At 59.9% G+C, this 19,752-nt stretch carries 19 protein-coding genes; 9 read left to right on the forward strand and 10 right to left on the reverse strand.

Annotated elements, in window-relative coordinates:
• Positions 1-101 precede the first annotated feature (101 nt).
• Both J1C59_RS16285 and J1C59_RS16290 read right to left on the reverse strand, forming a co-directional pair.
• Positions 102-1,841, reverse strand: coding sequence for a penicillin-binding transpeptidase domain-containing protein (locus J1C59_RS16285; protein WP_128086444.1), 1,740 nt, complete (start codon positions 1,839-1,841; stop codon positions 102-104).
• Between the two features lie 278 nt (positions 1,842-2,119).
• Positions 2,120-4,393, reverse strand: coding sequence for a molybdopterin guanine dinucleotide-containing S/N-oxide reductase (locus tag J1C59_RS16290; RefSeq protein ID WP_140916844.1), 2,274 nt, complete (start codon positions 4,391-4,393; stop codon positions 2,120-2,122).
• A 190-nt stretch (positions 4,394-4,583) separates the two neighbouring features.
• On the opposite strand from J1C59_RS16290, the gene galR reads away from it, so the two are divergent.
• The 3 genes from galR to nrdG all read left to right on the forward strand — a co-directional run bounded on the left by galR (position 4,584) and on the right by nrdG (position 8,444).
• Positions 4,584-5,585 (forward strand): HTH-type transcriptional regulator GalR, encoded by a 1,002-nt coding sequence (gene galR / locus J1C59_RS16295; RefSeq protein ID WP_111138561.1) that lies wholly within the window; start codon positions 4,584-4,586, stop codon positions 5,583-5,585.
• A 256-nt stretch (positions 5,586-5,841) separates the two neighbouring features.
• A complete protein-coding gene (gene nrdD, locus J1C59_RS16300) occupies positions 5,842-7,980 on the forward strand; it encodes an anaerobic ribonucleoside-triphosphate reductase (protein ID WP_128086924.1) in 2,139 nt (712 codons plus the stop codon).
• Complete coding sequence (gene nrdG, locus J1C59_RS16305; protein ID WP_128086925.1) at positions 7,977-8,444, forward strand: anaerobic ribonucleoside-triphosphate reductase-activating protein; 468 nt, start codon at positions 7,977-7,979, stop codon at positions 8,442-8,444. Before nrdD ends, nrdG begins: the two co-directional genes overlap by 4 nt.
• Here the strand turns inward: nrdG and J1C59_RS16310 are convergent.
• Entirely contained in the window at positions 8,436-9,071 is a 636-nt protein-coding gene (locus tag J1C59_RS16310) for an NAD-dependent epimerase/dehydratase family protein (RefSeq protein ID WP_140916843.1), read from the reverse strand. The genes nrdG and J1C59_RS16310 overlap by 9 nt on opposite strands.
• A gap of 144 nt (positions 9,072-9,215) precedes the next feature.
• Here J1C59_RS16310 and J1C59_RS16315 point away from each other — a divergent pair, with 144 nt between their 5' ends.
• Positions 9,216-9,737 carry a type 1 glutamine amidotransferase domain-containing protein gene (locus J1C59_RS16315; RefSeq protein ID WP_111139567.1) on the forward strand — a complete coding sequence of 174 codons (522 nt, stop codon included), beginning with the start codon at positions 9,216-9,218 and terminating at the stop codon, positions 9,735-9,737.
• A 34-nt stretch (positions 9,738-9,771) separates the two neighbouring features.
• Here J1C59_RS16315 and J1C59_RS16320 read toward each other — a convergent pair whose 3' ends face one another.
• Positions 9,772-10,200 carry a YhbP family protein gene (locus J1C59_RS16320; RefSeq protein ID WP_128084010.1) on the reverse strand — a complete coding sequence of 143 codons (429 nt, stop codon included), beginning with the start codon at positions 10,198-10,200 and terminating at the stop codon, positions 9,772-9,774.
• Positions 10,201-10,275: 75 nt separating this feature from the next.
• On the opposite strand from J1C59_RS16320, the gene J1C59_RS16325 reads away from it, so the two are divergent.
• On the forward strand, positions 10,276-10,569 hold the full coding sequence (locus J1C59_RS16325) for a GIY-YIG nuclease family protein (RefSeq protein ID WP_167498247.1): 294 nt from the start codon (positions 10,276-10,278) through the stop codon (positions 10,567-10,569).
• Here J1C59_RS16325 and J1C59_RS16330 read toward each other — a convergent pair.
• Together J1C59_RS16330 and ubiT are read right to left on the reverse strand one after the other, a co-directional pair.
• Entirely contained in the window at positions 10,553-11,059 is a 507-nt protein-coding gene (locus J1C59_RS16330; protein WP_128084008.1) for a GNAT family N-acetyltransferase, read from the reverse strand. The genes J1C59_RS16325 and J1C59_RS16330 overlap by 17 nt on opposite strands.
• A complete protein-coding gene (gene ubiT, locus J1C59_RS16335; protein WP_422615477.1) occupies positions 11,053-11,583 on the reverse strand; it encodes a ubiquinone anaerobic biosynthesis accessory factor UbiT in 531 nt (176 codons plus the stop codon). Before ubiT ends, J1C59_RS16330 begins: the two co-directional genes overlap by 7 nt.
• Positions 11,584-11,783: 200 nt before the next feature.
• Between ubiT and ubiU the strand changes: the two genes are divergently transcribed.
• From ubiU to J1C59_RS16350, 3 genes are all read left to right on the forward strand, one after another.
• Positions 11,784-12,779, forward strand: coding sequence for a ubiquinone anaerobic biosynthesis protein UbiU (gene ubiU / locus J1C59_RS16340; RefSeq protein WP_128084007.1), 996 nt, complete (start codon positions 11,784-11,786; stop codon positions 12,777-12,779).
• Between the two features lie 9 nt (positions 12,780-12,788).
• On the forward strand, positions 12,789-13,667 hold the full coding sequence (locus tag J1C59_RS16345; protein ID WP_128084006.1) for a U32 family peptidase: 879 nt from the start codon (positions 12,789-12,791) through the stop codon (positions 13,665-13,667).
• Between the two features lie 116 nt (positions 13,668-13,783).
• The gene (locus tag J1C59_RS16350; protein WP_128084005.1) at positions 13,784-14,794 is read left to right on the forward strand and encodes a luciferase-like monooxygenase; all 1,011 of its coding nucleotides are present in this window, start codon (positions 13,784-13,786) and stop codon (positions 14,792-14,794) included.
• Here the strand turns inward: J1C59_RS16350 and J1C59_RS16355 are convergent, their stop codons facing one another.
• A complete protein-coding gene (locus J1C59_RS16355) occupies positions 14,795-15,715 on the reverse strand; it encodes an AraC family transcriptional regulator (RefSeq protein WP_128084004.1) in 921 nt (306 codons plus the stop codon).
• A gap of 174 nt (positions 15,716-15,889) precedes the next feature.
• On the opposite strand from J1C59_RS16355, the gene J1C59_RS16360 reads away from it, so the two are divergent.
• A complete protein-coding gene (locus J1C59_RS16360) occupies positions 15,890-16,636 on the forward strand; it encodes an SDR family NAD(P)-dependent oxidoreductase (protein ID WP_140916842.1) in 747 nt (248 codons plus the stop codon).
• A 55-nt stretch (positions 16,637-16,691) separates the two neighbouring features.
• Here the strand turns inward: J1C59_RS16360 and J1C59_RS16365 are convergent, their stop codons facing one another.
• The 3 genes from J1C59_RS16365 to nlpI form a co-directional block, all read right to left on the reverse strand.
• On the reverse strand, positions 16,692-18,584 hold the full coding sequence (locus J1C59_RS16365) for a DEAD/DEAH family ATP-dependent RNA helicase (RefSeq protein ID WP_128084003.1): 1,893 nt from the start codon (positions 18,582-18,584) through the stop codon (positions 16,692-16,694).
• A 16-nt stretch (positions 18,585-18,600) separates the two neighbouring features.
• Positions 18,601-18,657: a protein YrbN gene (yrbN, locus tag J1C59_RS21890; RefSeq protein WP_098053093.1), complete on the reverse strand. Its 57-nt coding sequence runs from the start codon at positions 18,655-18,657 to the stop codon at positions 18,601-18,603.
• Positions 18,658-18,762: 105 nt separating this feature from the next.
• Positions 18,763-19,647, reverse strand: a complete 885-nt coding sequence (gene nlpI, locus J1C59_RS16370; protein WP_128084002.1) for a lipoprotein NlpI — start codon at positions 19,645-19,647, stop codon at positions 18,763-18,765.
• Positions 19,648-19,752 lie beyond the last annotated feature (105 nt).

Raw genomic sequence — 19,752 nt, forward strand, 5'->3', positions numbered from 1 at the left:
CACTGATCGACCGCGCAGAGACAGCGGGAAAACGCAACCGAATTCGGGGAAGTGCAACGAGGTGTGTATATCTTTCACACCCCGCTTACACTCTGATTTAACTAAGATTTATCCGAAGGACTGGCCGCCGGTTTGGTGTAGATGGCATCCGGTGCAATATTCATATGCTTCAGCACCGGCCCCATGATATTGCCGAAAACCGGGGCTGCAACCGAGCCACCGAAGTGGTCGCCCGCGGTCGGATGGTTAATCATGACCACCAGCGCCACTTCCGGGTGGCTGGCTGGCGCAAGGCCCGCCGTGTAGTTGACGTAACCGCCATCATATTTGCCGCTGGCACCCATCTTTTCGGCCGTACCGGTTTTGGTCGCCAGACGGTAGCCTGGCACGGCGGCTTTCAGCCCGGTTCCGCCCGGCAGCACGTCGCTCTCCAGCATGTGCACCACCTCTTTCACCGTTTCCGGGTTAGCAACCTGCTTGCCCAGCACCGGTGGCGTCACGCGGGTGATCGACAGCGGACGGTAGATACCATATGAACCGAGGGTGGCGTATTCACGGGCGATCTGCAGCGGCGTTACGCGCAGCCCGTAGCCAAACGAGAAGGTGGCCCGTTCGATATCCGCCCAGCGGGCGCGGTGCAGTGGAAAATAACCGACGCTTTCACCGGTCAGTCCCAGGCCGGTCGGCTTGCCCAGCCCAAAGGCGTGGTAAGTATTCACCAGCGCTTCAGCAGGCATCGCCAGCGCCATGTGCGAAACGCCGATGTCACTCGACTTCTGCAGGATCCCGGTCATGGTCAGGCGCGGCCAGTGGCCGACGTCACGGATCAGATGGCCGTTGACGCTGTAGGGCGTGGTGTCGATCACTGAATCCGGCCGCACCAGGTGACGCTCCAGCGCCTCCATCACCACCAGCGGCTTAACGGTCGAACCCGGTTCATAGCTGTCGTTGATGGCGGAGTTACGCATCTGCGCCGGGGTGGCCCCTTCATAGTTGTTGGGGTTGAACGACGGATAGGAGGCCATCGCCAGAATCTCACCGGTGTCGATCTTCACCAGCACCGCGGCACCGGAGTCGGCCTTGTTGAGCAGCACGCCATCGCGCAGCTTGCTGTAGAGCGTGTACTGATCATATTTGTCGATGCTGAGCTGGACGGTCGGCGGCTGCGTCGGCGGCTGATAGTTGATCATCGCGATGATGTTACCTGCCGCATCCTGACGATATACCTCTTTGCCCGGCTCACCCTGCAGCACCTTATCGAACCCTTTTTCCAGTCCGTTCAGGCCCACGTTGTCCGCACCCACGATGCCGATCAGCGGCGCAGAGGCTTCGCTCATCGGATAGAAACGGCTGTCGTCATAGACCTCGCTGATGCCTTTGAGCTTCAGCTCTTTAATATCTTTGGCGATGCCCAGTTCAACTTTGCGCCCCAGATAGAGGAAGCGACGCTTCGGGTTGGCCGTGATCTGCGCCGCCAGCTCTTCAGGGCGGGTGTTGAGCGCGGCCGCCAGATAGGCCCATTTGGCACTGGTAAAATCGGGGTTGCTCTCCAGCACGCGCTGCGGATCGGCGATGACATCGCGCGATGGCACGCTGAGCGCCAGCGCTTCACCGTTGCGATCCAGCAGGGTGCCGCGGCTGGTTGGCAGCGTCACGGTTCGCAGCGAACGCTGATCCGCTTCGTGTTCCAGCATTGGCTGATTCAGGAACTGCAGGTCCGCGACGCGCGCCAGCAGTACCACCAGGCAGGTCATCACACCCAGGCAGATCAGCCGAAAACGAAAAGGGTTAAACGGAGCTTTTATCTGGTCTTTTCCCAGTAGTTTTTTAATCCGGGGCATGGCATTCCGCTGCGCAAAATAAAGAGAAAGGGGCTGGTGCCAGCAGTTATAAAGAAAGCGCTGGCCGTATAACAGGAAAACTGTGTATCAGTTCGTTATCGGCAGCAGATGACGGGCAAAAAAAACCTGCGCATCTGCGCAGGTTGGTGTAATCAAGAAAATCTATTGATGTTCACCCATCAATACCTCTGGGACCCTGAATGTAGCAAGGGGGATTGATCGGCTGCCATCACTCAAACGCAACAGTTACCCGCAAAATGTAACCAGCCATGAGATCCTTACGCTATTGTGCAATCCTGATGTTTTTTGATTTCCACCAGGCAGCTCATGGCGTTGGGCCCCTGCGTCAGCGACGAGGTGCCGATGTCGAGCGTCAGCACGTTCGGGTTACCCGCGCGATCCCAGGGCTGCCAGGCTTTGCCGAAGCCCGGATCGAACCAGGCGCCGGTCGCGATAATCACCACGCCCGGCGTCACGCCGTCGGTGATCCGCACGCCTGCCAGCATCACGCCACGGGCGTTACTCACCTCGATCTCATCGCCCTCTGCCAGCCCGCGCGCCGCCGCATCCTGAGGGTGCATATAGAGCGTTTCGTGGCCAGCAGTCTTATTGCCCTGCACGGTGTCGGTGCCATCCAGCTGGCTGTGCAGCCGGTCGGCGGGCTGAATCGAAATCATGTGCAGCGGATAGTCGCGGCTGACCGGCGATCCCAGCCACTCCTGCGGCTCACGCCATTCCGGATGCCCGGCGAAGTCCTCCAGCTGATAGTCCGCGATGGTCTGACTGAAAAGCTCGATTTTGCCGCTGGCCGTGCGGATCGGATGCGCCTGCGGATCGGCCCGGAACTCTTCCATAAACTGATAGGGCTTGCCGCCTTCCGGAATTTCCACGAAGCCGCGCTGCCAGAACGCCTCAAACGCCGGAAAATCGATGCCTTTGCGCTGATGCGCCGTGGCGCACTGCTGATAGAGATGTTCAATCCACTGCATCTCATTGCGCCCCTCGGTGAAGGTGTCGCGATAGCCGAGGCGCTCGGCCAGGTCGGCAAAAATATCGAAGTCGTTGCGCGCCTGATGCTGCGGCTTAATCGCCTGATGCATCGCCAGCACAAAGCGATCGCGGGAGGAGCCGCCGATATCGTTGCGCTCCAGCGTGGTCGTGGCCGGCAGCACGATGTCGGCCATCTGCGCCGCAGGCGTCCAGACGATATCCTGCACCACCACCGTGTCGGGCCGCTGCCAGCCCTCTACCAGCCGGTTCAGCTGCTGGTGATGGTGGAACGGATTGCCGCCTGCCCAGTGGACCATGTGGATGTCGGGATAGTGCAGCGTTTCGCCCTGGAACGCATAAGGCTGGCCGGGATTGAGCAGCATATCGCTGATGCGTGCGACCGGAATCGACAGCCCGCTGGGGTTCGGGCCGGTGCTCATCATCGGCGCAGGTCCCTCCTGACGCGGATTGCCGACGCTGTTCATTGAGCCGTGTCCGAACGAGAATCCCGCGCCCGGCAGGCCCGGCTGACCGAGCATCGACGAGAGCGCGATCATCATCCAGTAAGGCTGTTCGCCGCGATGGGCGCGCTGAACCGAATAGGAGCAGGTGATAAAACTGCGCCTGCCGGTAAGCTGCTGCGCCAGCCGGACAATGCGGTCAGCCGGAATGCCGGTGATGCGGCTGGCCCAGCCTGCGGTTTTGGCCACGCCATCAGTTTCGCCCAGCAGGTAGGCGCGCAGCTGCGGCCAGCCGGTGCAGTGGCTGGCGAGAAACGCCTCGTCCACCGCCCCGCGCTGGGTGATCTCATGCCCCAGCGCCAGCATCAGCGCCACATCGGTATTGGGGCGAATCGGAATCCACTCGGCATTCACAAATTCCGGGCAGTCATCACGCATCGGGCTGATGTTAATCACCGGCGTGCCTTTGGCGGCCAGCTGCATCAGCGCCGGTTTCAGGCTGTGCTGCCCTGCGCCCCCTGAAGCGACCTGGGCGTTTTTCAGCGCCAGCCCGCCAAAGGCGATAAATATTTCGGCATGTTCCACCACCTGCGGCCATTCCGTGACGCGCCCGGTCAGCGGCATATAGGTGCCGATCACATAGGGCAGGAAGAACTGCGCGGCGCCCCAGCTGTAGTTACCCTGCTGATCGACGCCGCCGCCGCCCTGAAAGTAGAAGCGACGCACCAGGGTACGGGCGTGGTTGACGCGACCGGCCGATGACCAGCCGTAGGAGCCGTTGAAGATGCCCGATGCGCCGTAGCGATCGCGCACACGGCGATTCTCGTCCGCCACCAGATCCAGCGCGGTTTCCCAGTCAACGGCGACAAAATCTTCCCGGCCACGCAGCGTGCGGTCACTCTTCTCGCGTGACTTCAGCCACGAGCGCCGTACCATCGGCTGGCGGATACGACGGTCGGAATAGACCAGCTCAGGAATGGTATGGATCATCGGTGACGGATCGGCATCGGCGAAGAAGGGTTCGCAGCCCGTCAGGCGATCGTTTTCAGTGACGGCGGTAAACGCGCCCCAGTGCGCCAGATGTGGCACTTTGGTTTTCATTATGGTTTTTCACGGTTGCCAGGTGAGAGATTGAGCATAACATGGCGCGGCGCCTCAACAGAAGATGCGCGAGCGCGGCCGTTTTTGCCCCTTTTTGCGACGACGCTGGCATTCTGTCGGGTTGATGTGGCCGCCCTTTTCCGTAACACTGATGCGATGTGTAAACGTTTTCCCCAAAGCAGGTCAACGCATGGCTACCATAAAGGATGTTGCGCGACTGGCTGGCGTTTCTGTCGCCACAGTCTCCCGTGTAATCAATAATTCTCCCAAAGCCAGCGACAGCTCCCGACAGGCCGTAGGTGAGGCGATGGAGCAGCTTCAGTACCACCCGAACGCCAACGCACGCGCGCTGGCGCAGCAATCGACCGAAACGCTCGGCCTGATTGTCGGTGACGTTTCCGATCCCTTTTTTGGCGCGATGGTAAAAGCCGTGGATGAGGTCGCCGGTGACACCGGTAACTTCCTGCTGATTGGTAACGGTTACCATAATGAGCAAAAAGAGCGGCAGGCAATTGAACAGCTGATGCGGCATCGCTGCGCGGCGCTGGTGGTTCACGCCAAGAAAATCCCCGATGCCGAGCTGGAAGTGCTGATGAAGCAGGTGCCGGGTATGGTGCTGCTGAACCGGCTGATCAAAGGCTTTGAAAAGCGCTGCATCGCCCTCGACGACCGCTACGGCGCCTGGCTGGCGACCCGTCACCTGATCCAGCTCGGCCATCAGAATATCGCCTTTATCTGCTCGACTCACACCATCTCCGACGCCGAAGATCGCCTGCAGGGCTATTACGACGCGCTGAAAGAGCACGGTCTGCCGTGCAGCGACCGGCTGGTCACCTGGGGCGAGCCGGATGAGGTGGGCGGTGAGCAGGCGATGACCGAACTGCTGGGGCGCGGCAGGAATTTTACCGCCGTCGCCTGCTACAACGACTCGATGGCGGCGGGTGCACTGGCGGTACTGAGCGATAACGGCGTCCGCGTGCCGGAGGAGATGTCACTCATCGGCTTCGATGATGTGCTGGTCTCCCGCTATGTGCGACCGCGCCTGACCACCGTCCGCTACCCGATCGTCACGATGGCGCAGCAGGCGGCCCAGCTGGCACTGGCGCTGGCCAACGATCTGCCGCTGCCGGAAGTCACCCACATGTTCAGCCCGACGCTGGTGCGCCGCCACTCCGTCAGCGGACCCGCCTGAGGCCGCGGTGGCCGGTTCTGCCGGTCGTCGCGCGCGTCAGCACATCCCCTTTTTCCTGGCGGCAGCCGCGCCTGCCGCAGCCTTTTGCCCCCCGTCCGGCACCTGAGCCGGATACCGCTTCTGGCTTTTGCCCCCTTTTTCTGCCGGTTGCGGCTTCCTTGTTTCAGGTCAAATCTGTATGCATTAATTCGCAGAAATCACTACATGTAGATAATAGAATCTCCTCGACCCCCATATGTAGTTTACGGAGAGAGAAATGGCAACGGTGGTAATCAAGCGGGATGGATGCCGGACGGCCTTTGATGCGCAGCGTATTGAGCAGGCCGTGGCAGCCGCGGCGCGGGCAGCAGACATCGAGGACAGAGCCTGGTGCGCTCAGGTCGCGGAGCGGGTGGCCGGGCAGCTGGCCGATCGTCCGGAAGTGGCCATTCATGAAATTCAGTGCGCGGTCGAAGAGACACTGATGACGGGCCCTTACCCGCAGCTGGCCCGCGTCTGGATCGAATACCGCCACGATCGCGATGTCGCCCGCGATCGTCAGAGCCGGTTGCATCACGCCATTCGCGGCCTGGTCGATCAGACCAACGCCGCGCTGCTGAATGAGAATGCCAACAAAGACAGCAAAGTGATCCCGACACAGCGCGATCTGCTGGCCGGGATCGTCGCGAAGCACTATGCGCAGCAGCAGATGCTGCCCCGCGATGTGGTGCTGGCGCACGAGCGCGGCGAGATCCACTATCACGATCTCGACTACGCCCCCTTCTTCCCGATGTTCAACTGTATGCTGATCGATCTGAAAGGCATGCTGACCAACGGCTTTAAAATGGGCAACGCCGGGATCGAGCCGCCGAAATCGATCGCCACCGCCACCGCCGTGACCGCGCAGATCATCGCCCAGGTCGCCAGCCACATCTATGGCGGCACCACCATCAACCGCATTGATGAAGTGCTCGCCCCGTTTGTTGAGCTGAGCTATGCCCGCCATCTGGCGATCGCCGAAGAGTGGCAGATCCCGCAGGCTGAACAGTATGCCCGCCAGCGGACGGAGAAAGAGTGCTACGATGCTTTTCAGTCGCTGGAGTATGAGGTGAATACCCTGCACACCGCCAACGGGCAGACGCCGTTTGTCACCTTTGGATTCGGCCTGGGCACCAGCTGGGCCGCCCGGCTGATTCAGCAGTCCATTCTGCGTAACCGGCTGGCCGGACTGGGCAGAAATCATAAAACCGCCGTGTTCCCTAAACTGGTGTTCACGATACGTGAAGGCGTTAACCGCCGGGCCGGTGACGTGAATTACGACATCAAGCAGCTGGCACTGGCGTGCGCCAGCAAGCGGATGTATCCCGACATCCTCAATTACGATCAGGTCGTAAAAGTCACCGGCTCCTTTAAAACGCCAATGGGCTGCCGCAGCTTCCTGGGCGTCTATGAGGAGAACGGCGAGCAGATTCATGAGGGCCGCAACAATATTGGCGTGATCAGCGTAAATCTGCCGCGCATCGCACTGGAGGCAGAGGGTGACGAGGCGCGCTTCTGGACGTTGCTCGATGTGCGATTGCTGCTGGCTAAGCGGGCGCTGATGACGCGGGTGGCGCGGCTGGAGAAAACCAAAGCACGCGTCGCCCCGATCCTCTATATGGAGGGCGCCTGCGGCGTGCGGCTGAACGCCGATGATGAGGTCGGCCCGATCTTCCGCAATGGCCGCGCATCGCTGTCGCTGGGCTTTATCGGCCTGCATGAAACCCTGAATGCGCTCAGCGGCGGTCAGCGGCATCCCTACGACGACGCGGCGTTGCGCGCCAAAGGGGTAGAGATCATCGCCCGGATGCGCGAGGCGACCGATCGCTGGAAAGCGGAAACCGGCTACGGCTTCAGCCTCTACAGTACGCCAAGCGAGAACCTGTGCGACCGCTTCTGCCGCCTTGATGCCGCGCAGTTCGGCGTAGTGCCCGGCGTGACCGACAAAGGCTACTACACCAACAGCTTCCATCTCGACGTTGCGAAGAAGGTCAATCCCTACGACAAAATCGACTTTGAAGCGCCCTATCCACCGCTGGCGAACGGCGGATTCATCTGTTACGGCGAATACCCGAACGTGCAGCACAACCTTCGGGCGCTGGAGGATGTCTGGGATTACAGCTACGACCGCGTGCCCTACTACGGCACCAATACGCCCATCGATGAGTGCTACGACTGCGGCTTCAGCGGCGAGTTCGCCTGCACCAGTCGCGGCTTTACCTGCCCCAACTGCGGCAACCACGATCCGGCGCGCGTCTCGGTGACCCGACGGGTCTGCGGCTATCTGGGCAGCCCGGATGCACGGCCTTTCAACGCCGGGAAACAGCAGGAGGTTCTGCGTCGGGTGAAACATATGGCAGAGGGGCCGCTGGGATGATGCATATCCATCGCTACTATGATGTGGATATCGTGAATGGCCCCGGCACCCGCTGCACGCTGTTTGTCGCCGGGTGCGAACATCAGTGCCGCGGCTGCTACAACCAGAGCACCTGGCGCATCGATTCCGGCATTCCCTTTACGCTGGCGATGGAGGAGCAGCTGCTGGCCGACCTGCAGGACACGCGCATTCCGCGCCAGGGTCTGTCGCTGAGCGGGGGCGATCCGCTGCATCCGCACAACGTGCCGCACATTCGTCGTCTGGTTAAACGGGTGCGGCAGTGCTGTCCGGATAAAGATATCTGGCTCTGGACCGGTTACCGGATGGCGGCGCTGGACGCGGCGCAGCGCGCGGTGCTGGACTATCTGGACGTGCTGATCGATGGCCGTTTTATCGAGGAGGAGAAGGATGCCACGCTGCAATGGCGCGGCAGCCGTAATCAGATTATCTGGCAGCTACGCTGAGTGACGCGGGATCGCGCCCGATTCAACGATCGTGACGCGCTCGTCGCCAGGCGTGAAAGCCTGCTGGTGCAGGCAGCGCGCCACGTCGCGCGCCTGCACCGCCCGCCAGTTGCCCGGCAGCAGCGAAAAGATCGGCGCCATCAGACGCTCGCCTCCGCGCTTCTGCGCGCGATCGCCCAGCAGCAGAGAGGGCCGCACCAGCGTCAGGCGCGGCCAGCCCTGATGACGCAGCGCATTCTCCATCTCGCCTTTGACGCGGTTGTACAGGAACGGCGAGTGCCGGTTAGCGCCGTGTGCGCTGACCACCAGCATCTGCTTCGCCCCCAGACGTAATCCACTTAAGCCGGTGTCCACCACCAGGGTGTAATCAACGTGAATAAAGGCCTGTTTGCTGCCCGCCGCTTTGCGGGTGGTGCCGAGACAGCAGAATACCGTATCCAGCGCCCCCTGCAGCGGCCCCAGAACATCGGTGAGGTCGGCCTCGACCAGATTCACCACTTTGCGCATCGCAGGCAGTGGCCGGCGGGTGGGCGCGATGATCTCATCGACACGCGGATCCTCAATCAGTAAGCGCAGCAGATGCGACCCGACTAAACCGGTGGCACCGGTCAGTAATACGCGATTCATCTCAGATTCATCCTTATTTCGCTGCTGACAGGTTAAAAGATAGCTGATCTTAACGGGCTGGCTTGCGTTCTCACACTTAGCGACCAGGCTTAGAGCGTTAACGGAAAGCGCGCCCTGCGCTCTGCATGTCTTAGGAGGAAAAAAATGAGCAAGAAAGTTGCGGTTTTGATTACCGATGAATTTGAAGACTCAGAGTTTACCTCACCCGCTGAGGTCTACAAACGCGCGGGTTTCGACGTGGTCACCATTGAGAAACAAGCCGGTAATGTGGTTAAGGGCAAAAAAGGCGAAGCGGAAGTGACCATCGATCGCAGCATTGATGACGTCAGCCCGGCGGAATTCGACGCCCTGTTACTGCCAGGCGGCCATTCGCCCGACGCTCTGCGCGGTGACGATCGTTTCGTGGCCTTTACCAAAGAGTTTGTCGCCAGCGGCAAGCCTATCTTTGCTATCTGCCACGGCCCACAGCTGCTGATCAGCGCCAACGGCGTGCGCGGCCGCAAGATGACGACGGTCAAGGCCGTTGCCATTGACCTGATCAACGCCGGCGCTGACTTCCACGACAAAGAAGTGGTCGTCGACGGTGACAAGCTGGTCACCAGCCGTACCCCGGCCGATCTGCCAGCCTTCAACCGCGAATCCCTGCGGATCCTCGAAGCGCTGTAAGCCTGCGACGCCCTTTTCCGCTGAAAAGGGCGTTCTATCCCGTTCTCTGCCAGCCGATCTTTTTGCCAAATCCCAGCGCATTATCCGTCATCTTCACCTCCTCCAGCGTGATCTCCCACAGCGGCGCCGACACTTTTCGCGAGACCGGAAAACGTTTCTGATACGCGGTTCTGGCGAGATTTTCCGCCGCCCCCGTCAGCCGGACGACCCGGCCACGGTATTGCACGCCTTTGATCAGCAGCACGCTTCGGGGCTGGCCGTTAACGGTGCCCGCCACCTGCGGATTCTGCGCCATTAATGCACCGTGACGGGTATCGGGTTCGGTCATGATCCAGAAGGCCATGCGTGTTTCATCAAAGACGTAGTAACAGTTCGCGCACCACAGTTGATCGTCGGCGGTGCAGCAGAGCGACAGCACATGCTGCTTTCTGAGGTAGCGAACCAGATGGGCGTGATCGGACAAGATAAACTCCTGGCTGGGCACGGCAGCGTGAAGCGCGTTACACTGGCCGGCATCTTTTCTGGGAACGTAATTGCGATGAGTCAGCAGTGGCAACTCTACATCGTCCGGACGGCGAAAGGGAGTCTCTATACCGGCATCACCACCGATGTGGCACGCCGGGTCGCTCAGCATCAGAGCGGGCGCGGCGCCCGTGCGCTGCGCGGCAAAGGTCCGCTGGAGCTGATGTTTCACTGCGAGGCGGGCGATCGCGCCAGCGCCTCCCGACTGGAGTATCAGGTTAAGCAGCTGACCCGGCAGCAGAAATTACTGCTGGTCGCGGGTCAGCCTGCTCATCTGGCGCGCTGGCTGGGGATTACCGCAGACGATTAAAGGGTTCGGCGTAGTCGATCTGCCCTTCGGCCCCATCAAAGGCGTTATCCGCCAGACGGTAAACCTGGAACGTCGCCCCGGAGCCTGGCCAGCGGCTTTGCAGACCGTGGCGGGCCGCCGGTTCAAAGCCAAAACGGCCGAACAGCGCCGGGTCGCCCAGCACCACGACCGCGCTGTAGCCAAACTCATTCAGCGTATCCAGCCCCTCATAAATGAGCTTGCTGGCGATCCCCTGGCCGCGCAGCGTCTCATCGACGGCCAGCGGAGCCAGTCCGACCCAGCCGCGATCTTCACCCTGCACGCTGACCGGGCTGAAGGCGGCGTAGCCCAGCACCTGCCCTTCATCATCCGTGGCGACCACGCCCAGGGTCAGCAGGCCATCTTCACGCAGCGCCTGCGTCAGGTCCGCCTCGGCGGACGTGGCGAAGCAGCGCTTCAGCAGCGCATCGATACCGGCCGCATCCATACCAATTTCGCTACGGATCAACATGCGGCACCTGCGCGCGCCTGCGTGGCCTTCGCGTCCTGTTTCATCCCGGCTTCAACAAACGCCGCCATCTGCTGAATGGCCGTGCGCAACGCGGCGGGCATAGCCTCGGGTTCAATAGCATCCATTACGTTTTTCACCTCAAGTCCCAGTTCAGTGTCCCCTTCAATCACCAGCCGGCGTTGAAAGAACAGCATGTCGGGATCTGCTTTACGTGCTGCCACAAGCAACAGATCATTGGCATTGCCCCGAAACCAGACATCCGCTTCGGACTGCTGCAATACCGCCAGTCGGCCATCCTCCAGCGTGGTTATCCATTGCAGATTAAGATCGGCAATCCCGATACCCAGCCGGCGACCGTTCAGAAAGTCTAACTCACCTTCAGCCAAAGCATGACGAAATTGCCAGTTTAAGAGTTGTTGCAGAAGCCGCTTCTTGAGCGGGAATGGGGTAAGCGCTGCGGGTAAGCCTAAGATTTTAGGACCGTTTTTCACAAAATGGGCATGTAACCGCTCTAACACTTTCATCACTCCCTTCAGAAAATTTTACGTATATTGCCATATCCTTTTTGACGCGCCTCATCCGGGATCAATAAAAACCGCCGTCACAGGCGGAATAAAAAGCGCCCCCCGTGCGGGTGAACTGGCATTTCACTGCCTTAAATCAACATGCTAATCGGGCCAGATGCCTAGACTCGACGCCCGTCTGCATGTTGAGAGGAACACCTATGGAACTGCTCTGCCCGGCAGGAAACTTACCCGCAGTGCGCACCGCCGTAGAGAATGGCGCGGATGCGGTGTATGTGGGGCTGAAAGATGACACCAACGCCCGCCATTTTGCGGGCCTGAATTTTACCGACAAAAAGCTGGCGGAAGCGGCGCGCTATCTGCATCAGCATCGCCGCAAACTGCATGTCGCGATCAATACCTTTGCCCATCCGGATGGCATGGGACGCTGGCAGCGGGCGATTGATGTCGCCGCGCAGAACGGGGCCGACGCGCTGATCCTGGCGGATATCGCCACGCTAGAGTACGCCGCCACGCGTTATCCGGAGGTCGAACGCCATCTGTCAGTGCAGGCCTCTGCCACCAATCTGGAGGCGATTCGCTTCTATCATCGCCACTTCAGTCTGCAGCGCGTGGTGCTGCCGCGCGTGCTGTCGATTCATCAGGTGAAGCAGCTGGCGCGCAGTACGCCGGTGCCGCTGGAGGTGTTCGCCTTTGGCAGCCTGTGCATCATGGCGGAAGGCCGCTGCTATCTCTCCTCCTGGCTCACCGGCGAATCGCCTAACAGCGCTGGCGCCTGCTCACCGGCGAAGTTTGTGCGCTGGCAGCAGACACCGCAGGGGATGGAGTCGCGTCTGAATGAGGTCTTGATCGACCGCTACGCCCCGGATGAAAGCGCCGGGTATCCGACGCTGTGCAAAGGACGGTATGAGGTGAACGACCAGCGCTATCACGTGCTGGAGGAGCCCACCAGTCTGAACACCCTGGAACTGCTGCCGGAGCTGCTGCGGGCGGGCATCGCCTCGGTGAAGATCGAAGGCCGTCAGCGCAGCCCCGCCTACGTCGCCGATGTGGCGCGCGTCTGGCGTCAGGCGATCGATCGCTGCAAGGCGCAGCCGGAACAGTTTGCGATCGCGCCGCAGTGGATGCAGACGCTGGGCGATCTCTCCGAAGGCACACAAACCACGCTGGGTGCTTATCACCGTGAATGGCAATAAGGAATGATGATGCAATATGCCCTTGGGCCGGTGCTCTGGTACTGGCCAACCGATAAGCTGGACGATTTTTACCAGCAGGCCGCCCGAAGCCGCGCGGATATTATTTATCTCGGCGAAGCGGTGTGCAGTAAACGCCGCGCCACACCCTATGCACGCTGGATGGAACTGGCCCGCGCGGTCGCGGCCAGCGGCAAACAGGTGGTGCTGAGCACGCTGGCGCTGCTGCAGTCGCCCTCCGAGCTGAAAGAGCTGCAGCGCTACGTCGACAACGGGGAGTTTCTGATCGAGGCCAATGATATCGGCACGGTCAACATGGCCGCTGAGCGCCATCTGCCGTTTGTCGCGGGGCCGACGCTGAATGTCTATAACGCCGACACGCTGCAACTGCTGGTCAAAGAGGGGATGACGCGCTGGTGTATGCCGGTGGAGATGTCGCGTGACTGGCTGCTGCAGCTGCTGGCGCAGTGCGAGGCGCGGGGGATCCGCCAGCAGTTTGACGTGGAGGTGCTGGGCTACGGTCATCTGCCTCTGGCGCTCTCCGCGCGCTGCTTTACTGCCCGCTCGGAAAACCGCACCAGGGATGATTGCGAAACCTGCTGCATCCGCTACCCCACAGGCCGTCGCGTCAACTCTCAGGAAGGGCAGCAGGTGTTTGTCCTGAATGGTATTCAGACCATGAGTGGCTACTGCTATAACCTGGGCAACGACCTGGCCGGTATGCGCAACCATGTCGATTGCGTGCGGCTCTCGCCGCAGGATGCATCCACGCTGGCCGAAATCGATCGTTTCCGTGCCAATGAAAATGGTGAGGCGCCGCTAATGGTCGCGAAAGGCAGCGATTGTAACGGTTACTGGCGTAAACTGGCCGGTATGACGCTGGCATCCTGAGTAAAAGCACATACCGGCTATATTCCTGCTGAGGTTAGCAGTTTTAATATAAGGCATGATGCGTAATACTAAATGGTGCAGGTTTTCTACGCCTGTGCCATACAACGGGAGTAGTCATGTCTGATAAAAAACCTCTTCGCCTGTCCGTGCTGGATCTTGCGCCGATCCCCCAGGGCGCGACCGCACGCAATGCGTTCCACAATTCGCTGGCGCTGGCGCGTCAGGCTGAAAAGCTGGGCTACGAACGCTACTGGCTGGCTGAACATCACAACATGACGGGGATCGCCAGCGCCGCAACGGCGGTGCTGATCGGCTATCTGGCAGCTAACACCGAGACACTGAAGCTGGGGTCGGGCGGCATCATGCTGCCTAACCACGCGCCGCTGGTGATCGCCGAGCAGTTTGGCACGCTGGCTTCGCTCTATCCTGGCCGTATCGATCTCGGTCTGGGCCGGGCGCCAGGCTCCGACCAGCGCACCATGATGGCGCTGCGTCGTCATCAGGCCAATCTGCACGCCGACACCTTTCCCGAAGATGTGGCCGAACTGATCAACTGGTTTGATGCCGGGGCGGATACGCAGCTCCCGGTTCAGCCGGTGCCCGGTCTGGGCCTGAAGATCCCGGTCTGGCTGCTCGGTTCCAGCCTCTACAGCGCGCAGCTGTCGGCAAAAATGGGTCTGCCGTTTGCGTTTGCCTCCCATTTTGCGCCCGACCAGCTGTTCCAGGCTCTGCACGTCTACCGCGAGAATTTCCAGCCTTCGGCGCGCCTCGACAAGCCTTATGCCACCGTCTGCATTAACGTGATCGCGGCTGACAGTGAGCGTGATGCGCGCTTCCTGTTTACCTCGCAGCAGCAGCAGTTTATCAACCTGCGCCGTGGAAAACCGGGTCCGCTACCGGCGCCGGTGGAGAACATGGATAACCTCTGGTCGCCGTCAGAACAGTATGGCGTTCAGCAGGCGCTGAGCATGTCGCTGGTCGGCGATGCCGATAAGGTGCGGCACGGTCTGGCCTCACTGATGCGCGAAACGCAGGCAGATGAGATCATGGTCAATGGACAGATTTTTGACACCGAGGCCCGCCTGCGCTCCTTTGCGATTGCGATGGAAGCGGCAAACAGCCTGTAACTAGTTTTGCGGTGGGCGCAGGCTCTCCTGGCTCACCGCCTGCTGACGACTGTCTCTGGCCGGGGATTGCCCATACAGGCGGCGATACTCCCGGCTGAACTGTGACGCGCTCTGATATCCCACCCGATAGCCTGCCGTCCCGGCATCCAGCTTTTCCACCAGCATCAGACGCCGCGCCTCGTTGAGCCGCAGCTGTTTCTGATATTGCATCGGCGTCATCGCCGTGACGGCTTTAAAATGATGATGCAGCGAAGAGACACTCATGCCGACGCTGCTGGCGAGCCGATCGATCTTCAGCGGCTGATGAAAATTCTCCCGCAGCCAGCGCGCCGCCTGTGCCACCCGGTGGCCGGGCCGTTCGGCCAGCGCCATATTCAATATCCGCGACCCTTCCGGTCCGGTCAGCAGCCGGTAAAAGATCTCCTGCTCGATAAGCGGGGCCAGCGCCTCGATATCGCTGGGGTGATCCAGCAGGCGCACCAGCCGGATCACCGCATCCACCAGCAAAGGCGACACCTTATGCACGGTGACGCCGCGCTCACTGTCCGGGATCGGCAGCGGCAGCGTCGGCGGAAACTGTTCGAGGTAGCGCCTCAGCCGCGACTCATTGATCGCGATGCCAATCCCCAGATTCGGCTTGTCCGGCGTGGCCTGGGTTACGCAGGCGCGCACCGGCATATCCAGCGTCACCAGCAGCAGATCTCCCGGACCGTAGTGCAGCACCTCGTCCCCGATATGCAGCGCCTTGCCGCCCTGCGCCACCAGCGCAAAGCTGGCCCATTGGGCAAAGTGCATCGGCTCCGTCGGTGCCGAAACCCGGGCAAAGAACAGGCAGTCTATCGCACTGCCGTGCCGCCCATCTTCCGGTGCATGATGGTCGATCAGCTCAGCCAGCACCTGCCACTTGTCACTCTCGCGCATTCTGCTCTCCCCTGCCGCACACCCTGCTGATAGTACCTGACGCGGAGCGGAAAGCCTGTCCCGTTGCCTCAGATTTGCAGGATCGTGCAAAAAGCTTGCAGGATTGCGCTACCCGCTTGTCTGCACCAGCGCGCATAGTCTGTCGACGCAATCATTACGGCGGAGAACAACATAATGAAGGCACTGCAGAATAAAGTCGCACTGGTGACCGGTGCATCCAAAGGCATTGGCGCGGCGATCGCGATCGCCTTTGCCACGGCGGGCGCCCGGGTCGTGGTGAACTATCGTCAGGATGAGGCCGGCGCTGCGGATGTGGTCAGCGATATCACCGCACTGGGCAGTGAAGCCGTGGCGGTGCAGGCGGACATCGCTTCGCATCGGGAGGTGGAACGCCTCTTCGCCACGACGCTCTCCTGTTTCGGCGCACCCGACATTGTGGTGAACAATGCGGGCTGTTTCCATCATGGCGAGTTTGAGGCACTGACGCAGGAGGAGATGCAGCAGCAGATTAACGTTAACCTGATCGGCACGCTGCTGGTCTGTCAGGAGGCGATTCGTCACTTTCCCGCTCACGGCGGCAGCATTATTAACCTGAGCGCCCTGAACAGTAAAAACAGCACGCCCGGCTCCGTCCTCTGGGCGGCGACCAAAGGGGCGGTGGATACGCTGACCCAGGGGCTGGCGCGCGAACTGGGCCCCCGGCATATCCGGGTGAACGCGCTGGCGCCGGGGATGATACTCACAGAGGGTTTACTGGCTGCGAAGAGAATGAGTCCACAGCTGAAGGCGCAGCTGCTGGCTGCAACGCCGCTGGGGCGATTTGGCCTGCCGGAGGATGTGGCGCAGGTTGCGCTGTTTCTGGCGTCGGAAGAGTCCGCCTGGGTCAGCGGCGATCGCGTGACAATCAGCGGCGGGGCCTGACAGGCATAAAAAAAGGGAAGCCAGTGGCTTCCCTTTTTATTACGACAGGATGGCGTTATGCATCGCGACGACGTGGAGCGGCTGCGCCATCTTCACGACGTGGGCCGCGGCCACCTTCACGGTTGAAGCTGCGTCCGCCTTCACGACCACCTTCACGGCGCTCAGAAGAGAAGCGACGACCACCTTCACGGTTACCAGCGCCTGGACCGTTGCGACGATCACCGCCCGCAGGACGACGGTCACCACGGCCTTCGTTTGGCTGTGCATCACCCAGCAGCTGCATATTCATCGGCTTGTTCAGAATACGCGTACGGGTGAAGTGCTGCAGCACATCGCCTGGCATGCCTTTCGGCAGCTCGATAGTCGAGTGGTTGCCAAACAGCTTGATGTTACCGATGTAACGGCTGCTGATGTCGCCTTCGTTAGCGATAGCGCCGACGATGTGACGTACTTCAACACCATCATCGCGACCCACTTCGATGCGGTACAGCTGCATCTCGCCAACGTCACGACGTTCGCGACGTGGACGGTCGCCATCACGGCTATCACGCGGAGAACGCGCTTCACGGCTGTCACGACGGCCATCACGGTCATCACGATCGCGGTATTCGCGACGTGGCGGACGTGGTGCTTCTGGTGGCAGAATCAGCGGACGTTCGCCCTGTGCCATCTTCAGCAGTGCGGCTGCCAGGGTTTCCAGATCCAGCTCATCTTCTGGCTGCATCTTGGTCAGCAGAGCACGGTACTGATCCAGATCGCTGCTCTCCAGCTGCTGCTGGACTTTCGCGGCGAACTTGGCCAGACGGCGCTGACCCAGCAGTTCTGCGTTAGGCAGTTCTACTTCAGGGATCGTCAGCTTCATCGTACGTTCGATGTTGCGCAGCAGACGACGCTCGCGGTTCTCAACGAACAGCAGCGCGCGGCCAGCACGACCGGCACGACCGGTACGGCCGATACGGTGAACGTAAGATTCTGCATCCATCGGGATGTCGTAGTTCACAACCAGGCTGATGCGCTCAACGTCCAGGCCACGGGCCGCAACGTCGGTTGCAATCAGGATGTCCAGACGACCATCTTTCAGGCGCTCCAGCGTCTGCTCACGCAGTGCCTGGTTCATGTCACCGTTCAGAGCCGCGCTGTTATAGCCGCTACGCTCCAGGGCTTCGGCCACTTCCAGCGTGGCGTTTTTAGTACGCACGAAGATGATGGCCGCATCGAAATCTTCCGCTTCCAGGAAGCGAACCAGTGCATCTGTTTTACGACCGTAAGCGGTCCAGTAGCTCTGGCTGATGTCAGGGCGCGTGGTCAGGCTTGACTGAATACGCACTTCCTGTGGATCTTTCATGAAGCGTTTAGTGATGCGACGAATCGCTTCCGGCATGGTGGCAGAGAACAGTGCGGTCTGATGACCTTCCGGGATCTGCGCCATGATGGTTTCAACGTCTTCGATGAAGCCCATACGCAGCATTTCGTCGGCTTCGTCCAGCACCAGGCCGCGCAGGTTAGAGAGATCTAACGTGCCACGTTTCAGGTGGTCAAGCAGACGGCCAGGGGTACCCACAACAACCTGTGGTCCCTGACGCAGTGCGCGCAGCTGCACGTCATAACGCTGGCCGCCGTACAGGGCAACCACGTTCAGGCCGCGCATGTGTTTAGAGAATTCAGTGACTGCTTCAGCAACCTGTACCGCCAGTTCGCGGGTAGGTGCCAGCACCAGGATCTGAGGTGCTTTAACAGCAGGGTCAATGTTGTTTAACAGCGGCAGAGAGAACGCCGCAGTTTTACCACTCCCGGTCTGCGCCATGCCTAACACGTCACGGCCCGCCAGCAGGTGAGGAATACACTCAGCCTGGATTGGGGAGGGCTTGACGTAGCCCATGCCATTCAGTGATTCAAGGATGTCGGCGTTCAGGCCAAGGTCAGCAAAAGTGGTTTGAATATCAGTCATGTAGTACACGTGCCTCTTAGATTGCGGCGGCCAGTCTACATAACTCGTCGTGAAAACTTTCAGTCATTTTCATCAAAAAGTGTGAACCGGCTCAAATTAGAAGTTTTGACGAACAGAAAAGCCCTCATCCTTTAAGATGATGACTTAACGGGTTTTACAGGCAAATTAAGTTCGTCAGCTATTGCTGGTCAGATTCTGATAAATCGTCTTGTGCCTGGCCGAGTTGCGCCAGTTCCAACAATGCGTATCGGTGTTCAACAAAGTTATTGACGTTGTTGGCCACCGCCAGTTTGAACAACGCTTTCGCGTCGTCCTTCTCCCCCAGACTTAGGTAGTACTTACCTAAATAGAAGTTGGTTTCACTGAGATGTTCAGCGAGCGAGGTGTTATCCGTTGCGTCCGCCTTGAGACTTTCCATCAACGCTTTCTCGTTGATATCTCCAAGGTAGAACTCGACAATATTCCATCCCCATTGGTCTCTGACCGCTTTGTCGTAACGCTGTTTTAGCGCGACTTTTGCCTTGTCAGCATCCATCTCACGTTCAACGAGATAGAGCCACAGACTGCGGAAAGGATCGTTAGGATCGTCTTGATAAAACGCCAGCAGATCATCTTGCGCTAACTTGTATCGACCACCGTAATAGAGGGCGATACCACGATTTAAATGCGCATAGTTGTAAGTTGGTTCAAGCTCAAGTACAGAATCGAACGCTTCATAGGCGGCATCAAAGTTGCCCGCCTGCGTTAAGTATATGCCTAAATAGTTAAACACTTCGGGCATATCTGGTCTGATAGACAGCGCTTGCGAAAAATCGTTCCGCGCTAGTGCCCGCAGACCTAAACTATCATACAACACTCCGCGCTCATATAACAGCTGTGCGCGTTCATCATCGGTGAGAGCGCGACTGGCAAGAATTTGTTCCATGCGCGCCAGTATCACTTCCTGCTGCAGTGTGGGCTGTAACGGCACTGCAAGAACTTCGTTCTTACGCCAATTGGAGTTGCTGCATCCTGCCAGCGTCAGAGCTGTCGCAACAAAACACCAGCGCAGAAAAGGCTTCATTTCCCACTCCCGAATACAAACATTGGGATAACCATCCTGTCATCCGCCTGCCCTGCACAAGGATTCCCGCCCTCGCGATGATACAAACGCCCCTCTCTGCCAGGC

Origin of the sequence: Pantoea deleyi (assembly GCF_022647325.1) — a bacterium.
GTDB classification, from domain to species: Bacteria; Pseudomonadota; Gammaproteobacteria; order Enterobacterales; family Enterobacteriaceae; genus Pantoea; species Pantoea deleyi.

Coding starts and splice junctions, on each gene's coding strand:
- J1C59_RS16285 (WP_128086444.1), bottom strand. CDS start 1,841: ATGCCCCGGATTAAAAAACTACTGGGAAAAGACCAGATAAAAGCTCCG.
- J1C59_RS16290 (WP_140916844.1), bottom strand. CDS start 4,393: ATGAAAACCAAAGTGCCACATCTGGCGCACTGGGGCGCGTTTACCGCC.
- galR (WP_111138561.1), top strand. CDS start 4,584: ATGGCTACCATAAAGGATGTTGCGCGACTGGCTGGCGTTTCTGTCGCC.
- nrdD (WP_128086924.1), top strand. CDS start 5,842: ATGGCAACGGTGGTAATCAAGCGGGATGGATGCCGGACGGCCTTTGAT.
- nrdG (WP_128086925.1), top strand. CDS start 7,977: ATGATGCATATCCATCGCTACTATGATGTGGATATCGTGAATGGCCCC.
- J1C59_RS16310 (WP_140916843.1), bottom strand. CDS start 9,071: ATGAATCGCGTATTACTGACCGGTGCCACCGGTTTAGTCGGGTCGCAT.
- J1C59_RS16315 (WP_111139567.1), top strand. CDS start 9,216: ATGAGCAAGAAAGTTGCGGTTTTGATTACCGATGAATTTGAAGACTCA.
- J1C59_RS16325 (WP_167498247.1), top strand. CDS start 10,276: ATGAGTCAGCAGTGGCAACTCTACATCGTCCGGACGGCGAAAGGGAGT.
- J1C59_RS16330 (WP_128084008.1), bottom strand. CDS start 11,059: ATGTTGATCCGTAGCGAAATTGGTATGGATGCGGCCGGTATCGATGCG.
- ubiT (WP_422615477.1), bottom strand. CDS start 11,583: ATGAAAGTGTTAGAGCGGTTACATGCCCATTTTGTGAAAAACGGTCCT.
- ubiU (WP_128084007.1), top strand. CDS start 11,784: ATGGAACTGCTCTGCCCGGCAGGAAACTTACCCGCAGTGCGCACCGCC.
- J1C59_RS16345 (WP_128084006.1), top strand. CDS start 12,789: ATGCAATATGCCCTTGGGCCGGTGCTCTGGTACTGGCCAACCGATAAG.
- J1C59_RS16350 (WP_128084005.1), top strand. CDS start 13,784: ATGTCTGATAAAAAACCTCTTCGCCTGTCCGTGCTGGATCTTGCGCCG.
- J1C59_RS16355 (WP_128084004.1), bottom strand. CDS start 15,715: ATGCGCGAGAGTGACAAGTGGCAGGTGCTGGCTGAGCTGATCGACCAT.
- J1C59_RS16360 (WP_140916842.1), top strand. CDS start 15,890: ATGAAGGCACTGCAGAATAAAGTCGCACTGGTGACCGGTGCATCCAAA.
- J1C59_RS16365 (WP_128084003.1), bottom strand. CDS start 18,584: ATGACTGATATTCAAACCACTTTTGCTGACCTTGGCCTGAACGCCGAC.
- nlpI (WP_128084002.1), bottom strand. CDS start 19,647: ATGAAGCCTTTTCTGCGCTGGTGTTTTGTTGCGACAGCTCTGACGCTG.